The sequence below is a fragment of the Caulobacter sp. LARHSG274 genome (assembly GCF_052871235.1).
The window spans coordinates 58,374-71,619 of sequence record NZ_JBIXJO010000006.1 but is presented as its reverse complement, the minus strand read 5'-3'; the positions used below and the strand labels follow the sequence as shown (position 1 = coordinate 71,619).

Here is a 13,246-nt window from a genome sequence, read left to right as displayed (position 1 = left end):
ACAGCGCGCCCGCCCGGCGGGCGCGATCGGGGACTTGCGTATGCGTATCAACTCTTTCGGCACGGGAGCCGGCCTGTCTCTCGCCCTGTTTCTGGCGGCCTGCGGCGGGGGCGGCGGCGGCGGCGGCGGAAGCTCCGGCGGCGGCGGCGGCGGCACGCCCGAAGCCGCGCCCCCGCCGGCGCCCGTGGTCATCAGCGCCGCCGAGGCCGCGCGCCTGGCCAAGCAGGCGACGTTCGGCCCGACCCCGGCCCTGATCGACCATATTGTGGCGCTCAAGAGCGCCTCGGCCTGGATCGACGAGCAGTTCGCGCTGAGCAACAGCAGCTATGCCGACATCGCCGCCAAGCCGGTGGCCACCGACTTCTGCAGCGCCAGCGGCCTGACCGGCCAGGACCTGACCAACTGCAACCGCGACAACTTCAGCGCCGCGCCGGTGGCGATGCGGTTCTACACCAACGCCCTGGGCGCCGACGACCAGCTGCGCCAGCGGGTCGCCTTCGCCCTGTCGCAGATCGTGGTGGCCTCGGACCTGGAGGTGCACACCACCGCCGGCCTGGCGACCTTCAACCAGATCCTGCTGGCCAACGCCTTCGGCAACTATCGCGACATCCTGGCCCAGGCCACGCTGAGCCCGTTCATGGGCGACTACCTGGACATGGCCGACAGCAACAAGAGCGCGCCCAACGAGAACTACGCCCGCGAGCTGATGCAGCTGTTCTCGGTCGGCCCGGTGTTGCTGAACCCCGACAGCAGCCCGCAGCTGGGGGCCGACAACGCGCCGATCGCCACCTATGGCGGCGCCGACGTTAAGGAGGTGGCCCGGGCGCTCAGCGGCTGGACCTACGCCCGCTTCGACGGGGCTGCGGCCACCGACAACAAGAAGATCGACTATTCCAAGCCGATGGTGACGGTCGCCGCACGGTTCGACACCGGCGCCAAGAGTTTCCTGGGAACCACGGTCCCGGCCGGCGCCAGCCAGCAGCAGAACGTCGACGCCGTGGTCGACGCCCTGTTCAATCACCCCAACATCGCGCCCTTCGTCTCCAAGCGCCTGATCCAGCAGCTGGTGATCGGCAATCCGTCGCCCGCCTATGTCGGGCGGGTGTCGGCGGTCTTCGTCAACAACGGCGCGGGCGTGCGCGGCGACCTGAAGGCGGTGATCAAGGCCATCCTGACCGACCCGGAAGCCCGCGGCTCGGCCGCCACGCCGGGCAAGATCAAGGAACCAGTGCTGTTCCTGACCAGCCTGGGCCGCGCCCTCGGCTTCAAGACGGACGGTTACACCTTCTATACGCGCGACAACGCCCTGGGTCAGATGCCCTTCCGCCCCTCTTCGGTCTTCAACTTCTATCCCTATGACTTCCCCCTGCCGCTCGGCGACGGCCAGCTCAGCCCGGTCAGCAAGCTGATGACCACCTCCACGGTGATCGCGCGCCACAACCTGGTCTGGGACTGGACCATGGCCGGCGAGCAGACCCGCGCCGAGTTCCAGCCGTCCGCCTTCTTCGCCGGCTCGACCGGCACTCAGCTGGCCTGGGCCGACTGGGAAGCCCTGGCCGCCGACCCGGACAAGCTGATCGATCGGCTGGACCTGGTCTTCCTGAACAAGACCATGACTTCGGCCCAGCGCGCCGCCCTGTCGTCGGCGATCACCGCGGTCAAGAACAACGACCCGACCGTCCAGGCCCACAAGCGCGCCCAGACCGCGCTCTACATCGTCGCGACCTCCCCGCAATTCCAAGTCGACCGGTAAGCCCCGCCATGTCCCTGTCTCGTCGTGATTTCGGCCGGCTGATCGCCGGCGCCTCGGCCGCCGCCGCCCTCGCCCAGATCGGGCGCTCAGCCGCCCTGGCCGACACCTCCACCTACCGCGCCATGGTCGGCGTGTTCCTGTTCGGCGGCAACGACGGCTGGAACATGGTGGTGCCCAATGACGGCCGGTACGCCACCTATGCGACCCGGCGCGCCGGCATCGCCCTGAAGCAGGACACGCTGACGCCGCTGACCGGCACGGGCTTCGCCCTGCACCCGGCCTTCGCGCCCCTGAAGACCGCCTGGGATGAAGGCGCCCTCAGCGCGGTGCTCAACACCGGAACGCTCTATCAGCCGCTGACCAAGAGCCTCTACCAGAGCCGCCCCGACCTGCGTCCGCTGAACCTGATGTCGCATGAGGACCAGCAGAACCAATGGCAGGGCCTGCGCATGCGCGACAGCAACAAGGACGGCTTCATGGGCCGCATCCTCGACAAGGCAGAGAAAGCCGACCTGCCGCCGCTGATCTCGATCGCCGGCTCGCAACTGGCCCTGATCGGCGCCCAGAAGTCGCCCCTGGTCCTGCCCTCCTCCGGCCCCATCAGCCGCTACGGCTACAACGCCGCCAGCACCGACGCCGCGGTGGTGGCGCGCCAGGCGGCGCTGGAAACCTTTTCCGACGCCTCGTCGTTCGGCGCGGTCACCGACCTGACCAGCCGGGGCATGTCGTCGACCTACGCCCAGGCGAGCGCCGCCAACGCGATCATCACCGCCGCCAGCTCGACCGTCGACCAGCACTTCAAAAATCCCGTCACCGGCGCAGCCCTGACCAGCGACATCTCCAGACAACTGCTGCGCGCCGCTCGGATGATCGAGGCGCGCGGCAGCCTGGGGCACGCCAAGCAGACCTTTTTCGTCAGCCAGGGCGGCTACGACACCCACACCAACGAGCTGGGGATGCACAACTTCCTCTATGCCGATCTCGCCATGGCCCTGGCCGGTTTCTACAGCGCCATGAAGGCGCTGGGTCTGGCCAACAACGTCACCGCCTTTACGATGTCCGACTTCGGTCGGGTCTTCAAACCCAACGCCAATGGCGGCGCCGACCACGCCTGGGGCTCGAACCACCTGGTGCTCGGCGCCGCTCTGGCCTCGCGCAAGGTGCACGGCCTCTATCCGGACATGAGCTTCGGTGGCCCCGACGACGCGGCGGGCGACGGTCGCTGGATCCCCACCATCGCCATCGAGGAATATGTCGGCGCCATCGCCCAGTGGTACGGCGTCAGCTCGGCCGACCTGCCCTATGTCTTCCCCAACTGGTCGACCTGGAACGGCGGCGGACGCGGTCCCGTGCCCCTGTTCGGATAGACCGGGACCACGCGCGGCCGCCGTCAGTGCGGCCGCTCGGGCTCCAACTCGGCCATCAGTTGTTCCTTGCGGATCTTCAGCCGCTCGCCCATGGCGTCGAGGTCCTCGTCGCCCTTCTTGGCCTGGGCGAAGATGCCGCCGGGCTGTTCCTCTTCCTTGACGTGGTGCTTGATGTACTCGCCCAGCACCTTGACCTTGGCGTCATAAAACTCGTCGCTCGGCTCCATCGCCTCGATCTCGGCGATCAGCTTCTTGGCGCCGTCGTGTTCGACGAAGGCCTCGTCGAGCATGTCGTCCTCGACCTGGCCGCGCTCCTCCGGATAGAAGATCTCTTCCTCGATCTGGGTATGGACCTTGAGCGCCAGGGCGATCTTATTGAAAAGCTCCAGCTTTTCGGCGTCGTCCTCAAGCTGTTCGTATTCGTCGAACCAGCCCTCGACCTCCCGGTGATCCTGCTTGAGCAGGCGGACGGCCAGGGGATCGCGCTGGCCAGTGCGGCGTGTGCGGCGCGACTTGGCGCTGGTCTTGGACTTGGTCGAGGACTTGGCGGAGGCGACCATGGGGAAATCTCCTGAAGCGATTGAAACCCTTGGTTTAAGGCGGCCCACGCTCGCTGAGTTCCCCCGGCCGAGCTAGCTGAGAACCGGTATCAATCCGCCGGAGCGTTCGGCGCAGGCTTAGCTCGGCTCCAGGATGCCGAACAGCGGCCGCATCTGGTGGCGTCGGTCCATCAGGTCGGCCACCGTGTACTTGTCGAGCACGGCGATGAACGCCGCCGTCGCCTCGTTGAGCACGCGCGGCAGGCTGCAGGCCGGAGCGATCAGGCAGTCGCTGCAGTCGACCAGCCGGAAGCCGTCCTCGGTGTGGCGCACCACTTGGCCGATGACGATCTGGTCGGCCGGCTTGGCCAGGGCGACGCCGCCGCCGCGGCCGCGCACCGTGCGCACGAAGCCGGCCTTGCCCAGGTCCTGCACCACCTTCATCAGGTGGTTCTGGGAGATGCGGTAGAGGCTGGCGATTTCGCCGATCGAGGCCAGGCCGTCGTCCCGCGCCGCCAGGTGCAGCAGCACCCGCATGGCGTAGTCGGTGTAGCGGGTCAGCCGCATCGTCGCTCCGTCAGGCCCCTAAGGGCGACTACGTAAAACCAATATTCCTGTTGCATGTTTAGGGGCGCCGCAATAGATGCATTTTCAACGCATCAATTAGGCGCTCCCATGGACCCCGGCCACGCCCACGAGATCGAAGCGGCCCTGCCGACCCTGCTGAAGCGCTTCTACGCCCGCGTCCGCGCCGACCGGCGCCTGGGTCTGGTGTTCAACGACGCGGTGGAGGACTGGGACCGCCACCTGCGAACCCTGACCGACTTCTGGTCGTCGGTGATGCTGGCCAGCGGCCGCTACAAGGGCCATCCGGTTCAAGCCCACCTGCGCCACGGCGCCCGCATCACCCCGGACATGTTCGACCGCTGGCTGGAGCTGTGGAACCAAGCGACCGACGAAATCCTGTCGCCGCCGGTCGCCGCCGCCCTGCAGGCCAAGGCGGCGCGGATCGCCCAGAGCCTGGACCTGGCCCTTCACTATCGTCCCGAGACGGACGCCCCTCGCACGGCCGCGGCGCTCTAGCCGGACCGAAACCCAGAAACGGAGAGAGAAAATGGCAGCTGCGCTGAGCGCGGACGTGATCGCGCGCGTCAAGGCCACCGTCCCGGCCCTGGCCGCCCACGGCCCGGCCATCACCCAGGCGATGTACGCCCGCCTGTTCCAGGACGACCACATCAAGGCCCTGTTCAACCACGCCAACCAGGGCGAAGGCGGTACGCAGACCAAGGCCCTGGCCGGCGCGGTGCTGGCCTACGCCCAGAACATCGACAACCTGGCCGTCCTGGCCCCGGCGGTCGAGCGCATCGCCCAGAAGCACGTCGGCTATCACATCCTGCCCGAGCACTATCCCTTCGTCGCCACCGCCCTGCTGGGCGCGATCAAGGACGTGCTGGGCGCGGCGGCGACCGACGAGATCCTCGAAGCGTGGGGCGCGGCCTACTGGTTCCTGGCCGACGTCCTGCAAGGCCGCGAAAAGCTGATCCGCGACGAGATCATCGCCGACGCCGGCGGCTGGACCGGCTGGCGCGACTTCGTGGTCGCCCAAAAGATCCGCGAGAGCGCGGTGATCACCTCGTTCGTGCTGCGTCCCAAGGACGGCGGGCCGGTCATTCCCCACAAGCCGGGCCAGTACCTGACCTTCCGCTTCGACGCTCCGGGCCAGCCGGGCCTCAAGCGCAACTACTCGATCTCGGCCGGCCCGAGCGCCGACAGCTACCGCATCTCGGTCAAGCGCGAGGACCACGGCGTCAGCTCGCGGTTCCTGCACGACCAGATCCAGGAGGGCGACGTGCTCCAGGCCACGCCGCCGGCCGGCGACTTCTTCCTGGCCAGCCAGCCGCCGCGCCCGGTGGTGCTGCTCAGCGGCGGGGTCGGCTTGACCCCTATGGTCAGCATGGTCGAGCACATCGCCAAGGCTCATCCGGAGCTGGAAGCCCACTTCGTCCATGGGGCGCTCAACAGCGCCGTCCACGCCCTGGACAGCCACGTCCGGACCCTGGCCAACGACCACGGCCGGGTGTCGGTGACCACCTTCTACAGCGATCCGCTGCACGCCGACCGGGTCGGCGAGACCCACGATGTCGACGGCTTCATCACCCTCGACTGGCTGGCCGCCAACACCCCGCTCGCCGAGGCCGACGTCTATCTGTGCGGCCCAAGACCGTTCCTGCGAACCATGGTCGACGGCCTGGTCGGGGCCGGCGTGCCGGCTGACCGCATCCACTACGAGGTCTTCGGCCCCATGGACGAAGCGCTGGCGGCCTGACGCCTCACGGCGCGGTCGGCGGTCCTGCGGTCGAGGTCAGCAGCGGAACGCTGGAGGGTTCATACCGCCAGACGACGCTGTCCTGGACGGCGGGATCGACGGCCGAGGTCGCCTGGACCTGGTTGTCGCCGGGCTTCAGCGTCACGCCGGGCCAAGTGGCGACATGGTTCAGCACCTCGCGCTCGCCCTGGTCGACGCCGTTGACCGTCAGGCGCAGACGCGGGGCGTTGCTGTAGACCCTGACCGCCGCCGGCTGCGCGGCGCGCGGGGTCATCCGCTGGCTGGTGATATGGACCATGGGTCTGTCGGACCACTGGGCCTGGTACCAGTAATAGGCGTCCTTGCGGGTGCGGCGGTCATAGGTCACCAGGCCCTTGTCGTTGATCCCCGGCCGGTCGCCCTCGTTGCGGCCGTCCGACGCCAGGTCGAAGGCCACCCAGACGAACTGGCCCCACAGATAGTCCCGCGCCGCCAGCTGCGCGCCGGCCCGTTCGTGGAACAGGCTCTGGTACTGCTCGGGGTGCCAGCCGGACGCGGTGGCGGGACGACGGGGCGGGTCCTCCTGCTGCTGGATGCTGGCCCCGGCCCCGTATTCGCTGACCGCCATGGCCCGGTCGGGGATCAGGGCGTGGGCCCGGTCGGCCCAGTCGCCGATCTCGCCGACCTGGTCGGGGTACCAGCCGAAATACTTGTTGTAGGCGATCAGGTCGGTGTGCATCGCGTGCGGCGCGTCGTCGGCCCCGCAGCAGTGGGCATAGACGGTGGGCCGCGTCGGGTCCTCCGCCTTGGCCTCGGCCTGCAGGCGGGCCAGGATGCGGTTGCTGGCCGCGTCCGACGCATAGATCTCGTTGCCCAGTCCCCAGAACATCACCGACGGATGATTGGCGTTCTGACGGATCAGCTCGCGCAGCTGCTCGACGATATTGACCTCGAAGGCCAGCGAAGCGTCGACCTTGCTGTTGAGCGGGATCTCCGTCCACAGCACCAGGCCGTCGCGATCGGCGCGGTCATAGGCGTGGGCCGGATGCTGGAAATGGACCAGGCGCAGGCCGGTCGCGCCCATCTCCTCCAGGATCTGGAAGTCCTCGTCGATCTCGCCGGCGGTCACCGCCAGGCCCTTGCCCGGGCGACCGCTGTGGAAGAGGTTGGCGCCGTGCAGCGCTAAGTGCTGGCCATTGAGGAAGAAGCCGGCCTTCGGGTCCACTCGGAAGGTGCGCACTCCCAGCGGGACGCTGACCTCGTCGGCCGGTCCAGCGGCCCCGACGGCCGCCACCTTCGTACGCACCTGGTAGAGATAGGGGTCCTTGCGGCCGTTCCACAGCCGGGGCCGCGGCAGGACCAGGGTCTGGGTGAGCGGCGCCACCTCGCCCGGCCGGGCCGCGACGCGTGAGACGGTTCGCGCGACCTCCCGGCCCTCGGCGTCGAGGATCGCCGTGGTGACGCTGGCCCGCTGGGCCTTGCCGCCGTCGTTGCGCACTCGCGTCAGCACCGCCACCTCAGCGCGTTCGGCTGAGACCTTGGGCGTCGTGACATAGACGCCCGGTCCGCCATGGTCCAAGGCGTCGATATGCACGGCCGGGGTCGAAAGGATCGAGACCCCGCGATAGAGCCCGCCGAACACCGTGAAGTCGCCGCCCAGCGGCGCGACGCTGGGGGTGGCCGCGTTGTCGACCCGCACCGCCAGCAGGTTGCGGCCGGGCCGGGCCAGGTCGGTAATGTCGAACCGGAAGGCCGCGTAGCCGCCGGCATGGCTGCCGACCCGGGTTCCGTTCAGGAACACCTCGGCGTTGAGCGCCGCGCCGTCGAACTGCAGGAACAGGCGCCGGCCGGGCGGCTGCGGGGCCAGGTCGAGCTCGCGGCGATACCAGCCCGGTCCGCGGTAGTAGCCGCCGCCGTCCTCGCCGTCGCCGGCGTTGAAGGTGTGGGGCAGCATGATGTTCAGCCAGGCCTTGGCGTCCAGGGTCGGCGCGGCCGCATCGGCTGGATCGCCCTTCAGGAACCGCCAGTCGGCGTTCAGCGACTGCACCGGCCGCGGTTCGCGGGCCAGGGCCGGCGCGGCCATCGACAGCGCCGCCATGACCATCCAGGGCGCAAAGCCGCCAAGTCTTCCCATCAATCCCATCCGGCGTCCTCCCGCGTCATGACCTTCAAGCGCAAAAGCGGCCGCGTCGCCAGCCTCGGTCGCCTTTCTGCGTTCAGGCACGCCCGGAGGTTTCATTCAGCCTGGGGTCAGGATCATTGCGCTAAACAAGGGTCCGCGCGGGATCGATTCGCGCTGGGTGTCGGGAATCATCATGACCAGGAAGATGGCGCTGCTGAGCGTGCTGGCTTGCATCACGCCCGCCGTCCTGCATGCGCAGGAGCGTCAACCGCGGCCGACAACGCCGGCCGAGACCGCCGATCCCGCCGGCGACAACGAGGTCGAAGCCCTGGTGGTGACCGCCGGCCAGCGCCTGCGCGGGGCGGTCATCGGCAACATCCCGCCGGAGGAGACCTTCACCGCCGCCGACGTCCGCGCCTTCGGAGTCAGCTCGATCAACGAGCTGCTGGCCGAACTGGCGCCGCAGACCGAGAGCGGCCGCGGCGGCTCGCCGGTGGTGCTGCTCAACGGCCGACGGATCTCCAGCATGGCCGAGATCCGCGACATCCCCGCCGAAGCGATCCAGCGGGTCGAGATCCTGCCCGAGGAGGTGGCGCTCAAATACGGCTATACGGCCGAGCAGAAGGTAGTCAACATCGTGCTGCGCCAGCGCTTCCGGGCCAATACCGGCGAGCTGGGCGTGGCGGCGCCGACCGCCGGCGGCCAGACCAGCGAGCAGCTGGACGCCAGCACCCTGCGCCTGAACCGCGACGGCCGGCTCAATCTGGCGGCCAAGCTGCAGCACAGCGACGCCCTGCTGGAAAGCGACCGCGACCTGATCGCCGACCCCGATCTCGGCAACGGCCTCAGCGGCGACCGGAGCCTGCTGCCCCGCACCGACCAGGCCTCGGTCAATACGGTGTTCAACAAGGCCCTGCCCCACAATGTCTCGGCGACGGTCAACGCCAGCGGCTCGTTCAGCCGCAGCGCGGCCCTGCTCGGCTCCCGGAACGACGTCGCGCTGGAGCAGAACAGCCGCGACTTCGACGGACACCTGGGCTTCACCGTCGACGGCGACGCCAAAACCTGGCGCTGGTCGCTGACCGGCAACTACGATCACGGCTATGACCGCACCCTGACCGACCGCAGCGCCGAGACCACCGACCGCGCCCGGACGATCACCGACGGCGGCAACCTGCAGCTGGTGGCCAACGGGACTCTGGCGCGCCTGCCGGCGGGAGACCTTTCGACGACGGTGAAACTGGGCGCCGAAGGTTCGAGCCTCGACGCCGTGTCGCGTCGATCGACCGGCGAGACCAGCAGCGATCTTTCCCGCACCGGGGCCAACGCCCAGCTGAATTTCGACCTGCCGATCACCAGCCGCAAGAACAACGTGCTGGCGGGGATGGGCGACCTATCGGCCAATCTGAACCTGGCGGTCAACCGGCTGTCGGACTTCGGCGCCCTGACCACCGTCGGCTACGGCCTGACCTGGTCGCCGATCAAGCCGGTCAGCTTCATCGTCTCGATGACCCAGCAGGAGAACGCCCCGACCATGTCGCAGCTGGGCGCGCCGGCCGTGGCGCGGCCGGACTCCCGGATCTTCGACTTCGTGCGCGGCGAGACCGTCCAGGTCACCCGGATCACCGGCGGCAACCCCGACCTCAAGGCCGAGGAGCGCCACGTGCTGAAGATCGGCGTGACCCTGCGGCCGCCGAACATCACCGGCCTGTCGCTGAACGCCAACTATTTCCGTACCCGGATCGACGACCCGATCGCCTCGTTCCCGGCCGCCACCGCGGCGACCAAGGCCGCCTTCCCCGACCGCTTCACCCGCGACGCCGACGGCGACCTGACCCGCGTCGACGCCCGGCCGGTGAACTTCGCCCGCCAGGAAAGCGACCAGCTGCGCTGGGGGATCAATTTCACGCGCCAGATCGGCAAGACCCCGCCGCGCCCGGCCTTCAATCCCGATCGGCCGTGGCCGCCCGGCGGCGGCGGCGACTGGCGGCAACGGCGCGACGGCGGCCAGGCGTCCGGCCAGGACCAGACCCGCCCCGCGCCCACGCCCACGCCGGGGCAAGCCGCCGCCACAGACCAAACGCCCAACCTCGGCCTGCTCCAGGGCGCCCTGCCCCCCGGCGGCGGCGAGCGCTCCGCCCAGCCGGATCCGGCGGTTCCGGCCGCCGGCGACGTGACCAGGTCCAACGCCGGGCCCGGCCAGACGCCGGGCGGCCCCGATGGGCCAGGCGGCCCGGGCGGCTGGCGCGGCGAACGCGGTCCCGGCGGTTTCGGCGGCTTTGGCCCGCCCGGCGGCGGGGCCGCGCGGCTGCAGCTGGCGCTGTTCCATACCGTCCACCTGCGCGAGCGGGTGTTCATCGGCGACGGCTCGCTCCCCCTGGACCTGCTCAACGGCGACGCGCTCAATTCCAGCGGCGGCCAGCCGCAGCACGAGGTCGAGGCCCAGGCGGGAATCACCAAGAACGGCCTTGGCGCGCGGCTCACCGCCAGCTGGCGCAGCGCCACCCGAGTCGACGGCAGCGCGGCGGCCGGGAACCTGCGGTTCTCGGACCTGACCACGATCAACCTGCGCCTGTTCGCCAATCTGGGGGCCCGGCGCGACTGGGTGGCCGCCCATCCGTTCCTGCGCGGCTCGCGTGTGACCTTCGGGATCACCAACCTGTTCGACAGCAAGATGAGCGTCCATGACGCCTCCGGCGCCGTGCCGATCAACTACCAGCCCGACTATCTCGACCCGCTGGGGCGGAGCGTCCGACTGAGCTTCCGCAAGGTGTTCTTCTGAGGTGGGATTGAGCCTGGATGAAAAGATCCGTCCCACTCCGTCTCCCCGGCGAAGGCCGGGGTCCAGATCGTAGGGCTGTGTGTTTGGGATAAGCGTCCGGCGCCACGGCTGAATCTGGGCCCCGGCCTTCGCCGGGGAGACGGGATAAAAGGGGATCCTGTCTTCACCCATCACGCTCCAAGGCGACGCGGCCCGGGTTCGGGCGTCCTCAACGCCTCCGCAGCATCGCGTCCATCTGGTTGATCTCGTCCTGCTGGCCGCGGATGATCGAGGCGCAGAGCGTCTTCAGCTCCGGATCCGTGATCGGCGCCTTGCCGCACATCAGGATCGCGCCCGAATGGTGCGGGATCATCGAGCGCAGGAACTCGCGATCGCCGATCAGGAACTGCTGCCGGATCGCGACGAAGCAGGCGACGCCGATCACGATGCTGGCCAGCAGGATGGCCAGGTTCCATCCACGCCGCGGATACATCATCCCCATCAGCAGCAGTTCGAGCACCGCCATCGGGGCGGTCATCAGCCCGGCCATATAGGCCTGGTTGAGATTGGGATGGACGTTCCCCAGCCGGTCGACCATGGCGTACATCAGCACGTACATGCAGAGGAACGACAGGCCGATCATGACGGCCAGCCGTCCATAGGCTTTGGCGTCCGCCGACGCGTGATCCTGTTTCATGGCCAGAGCTCCTCGACGCAGGATTGATCAAGGAAACACCGAACGCGGGGGAGCGTTGCGCAGGCCCGTGGTCTATGCGCTGGCGGTCGCCGCCGAAGGGGCGGCGCAGAACTTCTGGATGAAGGCCTCGTGGGTCGGCAGGCCGGCCACGGCGTCGCGGCCGGCGCGGGCGATCGCCTGCAGGCGGCGCACGGCGTCGGCCTCGGGCATGAAGGCCGCCAGCGGATCGAAGCCGCGGGCCTTGAGCCCCTGCCCCTCCATCACCGCCAGCCAGCTGCTCTTGCTGAACAGCTCTTCGTTGTCCCGGAACACCCGGCCCGTGCCCTCGAAGATCGCGATCCGCTCGGCCAGCGTCTCGGGGATCGGCATGGTGCGCACATAGTTCCAGTAGGGGGAATCGTCGCGCTCGGTGGCGTGGTAGTGCAGGATGAGAAAGTCGCGGATCTCCTCGAATTCGCGGCTCACCAGCCGATTGTAACGGGCGATATTGGCGGCGCAGAACCGCCGGTCGGGCAGCATTTCCAGCAATCGGGCGACGCCGGTCTGGATCAGGTGGATGCTGGTCGACTCCAGCGGCTCGAGGAACCCGGCCGACAGGCCCAGGGCCACGCAGTTGCCGACCCAGAAGGCGTCGCGGCGGCCGGTCTTGAACTTCAGGCCGCGCGGCGCGGCCAGGGGCGCGCCTTCCAGATTGGCCATCAGGGTCGCGGCGGCCTCGTCGTCGGAGACGTGCCGGCTGGCATAGACGTAACCGTTGCCGGTGCGGTGCTGCAGCGGAATGCGCCACTGCCAGCCGGCGGCGCGGGCGGTCGAGCGGGTGAACGGCGCCAGGGTTGGCGGATTGACCGACGGCACGGCCACGGCGCTGTCATTGACCAGCCAGTGCGACCAGTCCTCATAGCCGACGCCCAGGGCCTGGCCGATCAGCAGGCCGCGAAAGCCCGAGCAGTCGATGAACAGGTCGGCCTCCAGCCGCTCGCCCGAGGCCAGCACCACCGCCTCGACGAAGCCCCCGCCCTCGCGCAGGACGACGTCGGTGACCCGCCCCTCCCGCCGCACCACGCCGCGGGCCTGGGCGTAGTCGCGCAGATAGTCCGCATACAGGGCCGCGTCGAAATGGAAGGCGTAGGCCAGCTGCGACAGGGGCGAGGCGCGGTCCCGGACCGGACGCGAGAACCGCCCGGCCTCGGCGGCCAGGGCGCAGACCGAATAGGCCGACAGGTCCTCGGCCTTGCCGGCCTGGCGCAGCCTCTGCCACAGCGCCTGGAACGAGATCGGCCCCAGGTCGAGGCCATAGGTCCCGAACGGGTGGAAATAGCTGTGCCCGCGGCGGGTCCAGTCGACGAATTCGATGCCCAGCTTGAAGGTGGCCCGGGTGCGGCGGACGAAGTCGTCCTCGTCGATGCCGAGCATGGCGTTGAACAGGCCGATCAGCGGGATCGTCGCCTCGCCCACCCCGACCGTGCCGATCTCTTCGGACTCGACCAGGGTGACGGGGACGTTCTGGGCGCCCAGCACGCGGGCCAGGGCCGCGGCGGTCATCCAGCCGGCCGTGCCGCCGCCGACGATGGCGATGCGGGTCAGCGGTCCGTTCTGGCGCGAAGTTTCGGTCAGCATCGGATCGATCGAACCATGTCTTGCTTCGCGGACCGAAGGGTTTTGTCGAAAAAAGGCCGGCATGGCGCATCGAGGCGTCACGCCG

General features: G+C 69.1%; 10 protein-coding genes. 5 read left to right on the top strand and 5 right to left on the bottom strand.

Going from position 1 to position 13,246, the window contains the following annotated elements; genetic code table 11:
* Nucleotides 1-40 precede the first annotated feature (40 nt).
* Together ACIPQB_RS12900 and ACIPQB_RS12895 are read left to right on the top strand one after the other, a co-directional pair.
* Nucleotides 41-1,753, top strand: coding sequence for a DUF1800 domain-containing protein (locus ACIPQB_RS12900; RefSeq protein ID WP_446485639.1), 1,713 nt, complete (start codon nucleotides 41-43; stop codon nucleotides 1,751-1,753).
* 8 nt (nucleotides 1,754-1,761) lie between these two features.
* Nucleotides 1,762-3,120: a DUF1501 domain-containing protein gene (locus ACIPQB_RS12895; RefSeq protein ID WP_446485638.1), complete on the top strand. Its 1,359-nt coding sequence runs from the start codon at nucleotides 1,762-1,764 to the stop codon at nucleotides 3,118-3,120.
* 23 nt (nucleotides 3,121-3,143) lie between these two features.
* Here ACIPQB_RS12895 and ACIPQB_RS12890 read toward each other — a convergent pair whose 3' ends face one another.
* A complete protein-coding gene (locus ACIPQB_RS12890; protein WP_446485637.1) occupies nucleotides 3,144-3,680 on the bottom strand; it encodes a hemerythrin domain-containing protein in 537 nt (178 codons plus the stop codon).
* Between the two features lie 117 nt (nucleotides 3,681-3,797).
* On the bottom strand, nucleotides 3,798-4,226 hold the full coding sequence (locus ACIPQB_RS12885; protein ID WP_446485636.1) for an Rrf2 family transcriptional regulator: 429 nt from the start codon (nucleotides 4,224-4,226) through the stop codon (nucleotides 3,798-3,800).
* Nucleotides 4,227-4,334: 108 nt separating this feature from the next.
* Here ACIPQB_RS12885 and ACIPQB_RS12880 point away from each other — a divergent pair, with 108 nt between their 5' ends.
* A complete protein-coding gene (locus ACIPQB_RS12880) occupies nucleotides 4,335-4,742 on the top strand; it encodes a group III truncated hemoglobin (RefSeq protein ID WP_446485635.1) in 408 nt (135 codons plus the stop codon).
* A gap of 31 nt (nucleotides 4,743-4,773) precedes the next feature.
* Nucleotides 4,774-5,985: an NO-inducible flavohemoprotein gene (gene hmpA, locus ACIPQB_RS12875; protein WP_446485634.1), complete on the top strand. Its 1,212-nt coding sequence runs from the start codon at nucleotides 4,774-4,776 to the stop codon at nucleotides 5,983-5,985.
* Between the two features lie 4 nt (nucleotides 5,986-5,989).
* Here hmpA and ACIPQB_RS12870 read toward each other — a convergent pair whose 3' ends face one another.
* Complete coding sequence (locus ACIPQB_RS12870; RefSeq protein ID WP_446485633.1) at nucleotides 5,990-8,098, bottom strand: glycoside hydrolase family 2 protein; 2,109 nt, start codon at nucleotides 8,096-8,098, stop codon at nucleotides 5,990-5,992.
* A 181-nt stretch (nucleotides 8,099-8,279) separates the two neighbouring features.
* On the opposite strand from ACIPQB_RS12870, the gene ACIPQB_RS12865 reads away from it, so the two are divergent.
* Entirely contained in the window at nucleotides 8,280-10,868 is a 2,589-nt protein-coding gene (locus ACIPQB_RS12865; RefSeq protein WP_446485632.1) for a TonB-dependent receptor plug domain-containing protein, read from the top strand.
* 208 nt (nucleotides 10,869-11,076) lie between these two features.
* On the opposite strand, the gene ACIPQB_RS12860 is transcribed toward ACIPQB_RS12865, so the two are convergent.
* Entirely contained in the window at nucleotides 11,077-11,544 is a 468-nt protein-coding gene (locus ACIPQB_RS12860; protein WP_446485631.1) for a DUF305 domain-containing protein, read from the bottom strand.
* Nucleotides 11,545-11,616: 72 nt separating this feature from the next.
* Nucleotides 11,617-13,161, bottom strand: a complete 1,545-nt coding sequence (locus ACIPQB_RS12855; RefSeq protein WP_446485630.1) for a tryptophan halogenase family protein — start codon at nucleotides 13,159-13,161, stop codon at nucleotides 11,617-11,619.
* Nucleotides 13,162-13,246: the final 85 nt, after the last annotated feature.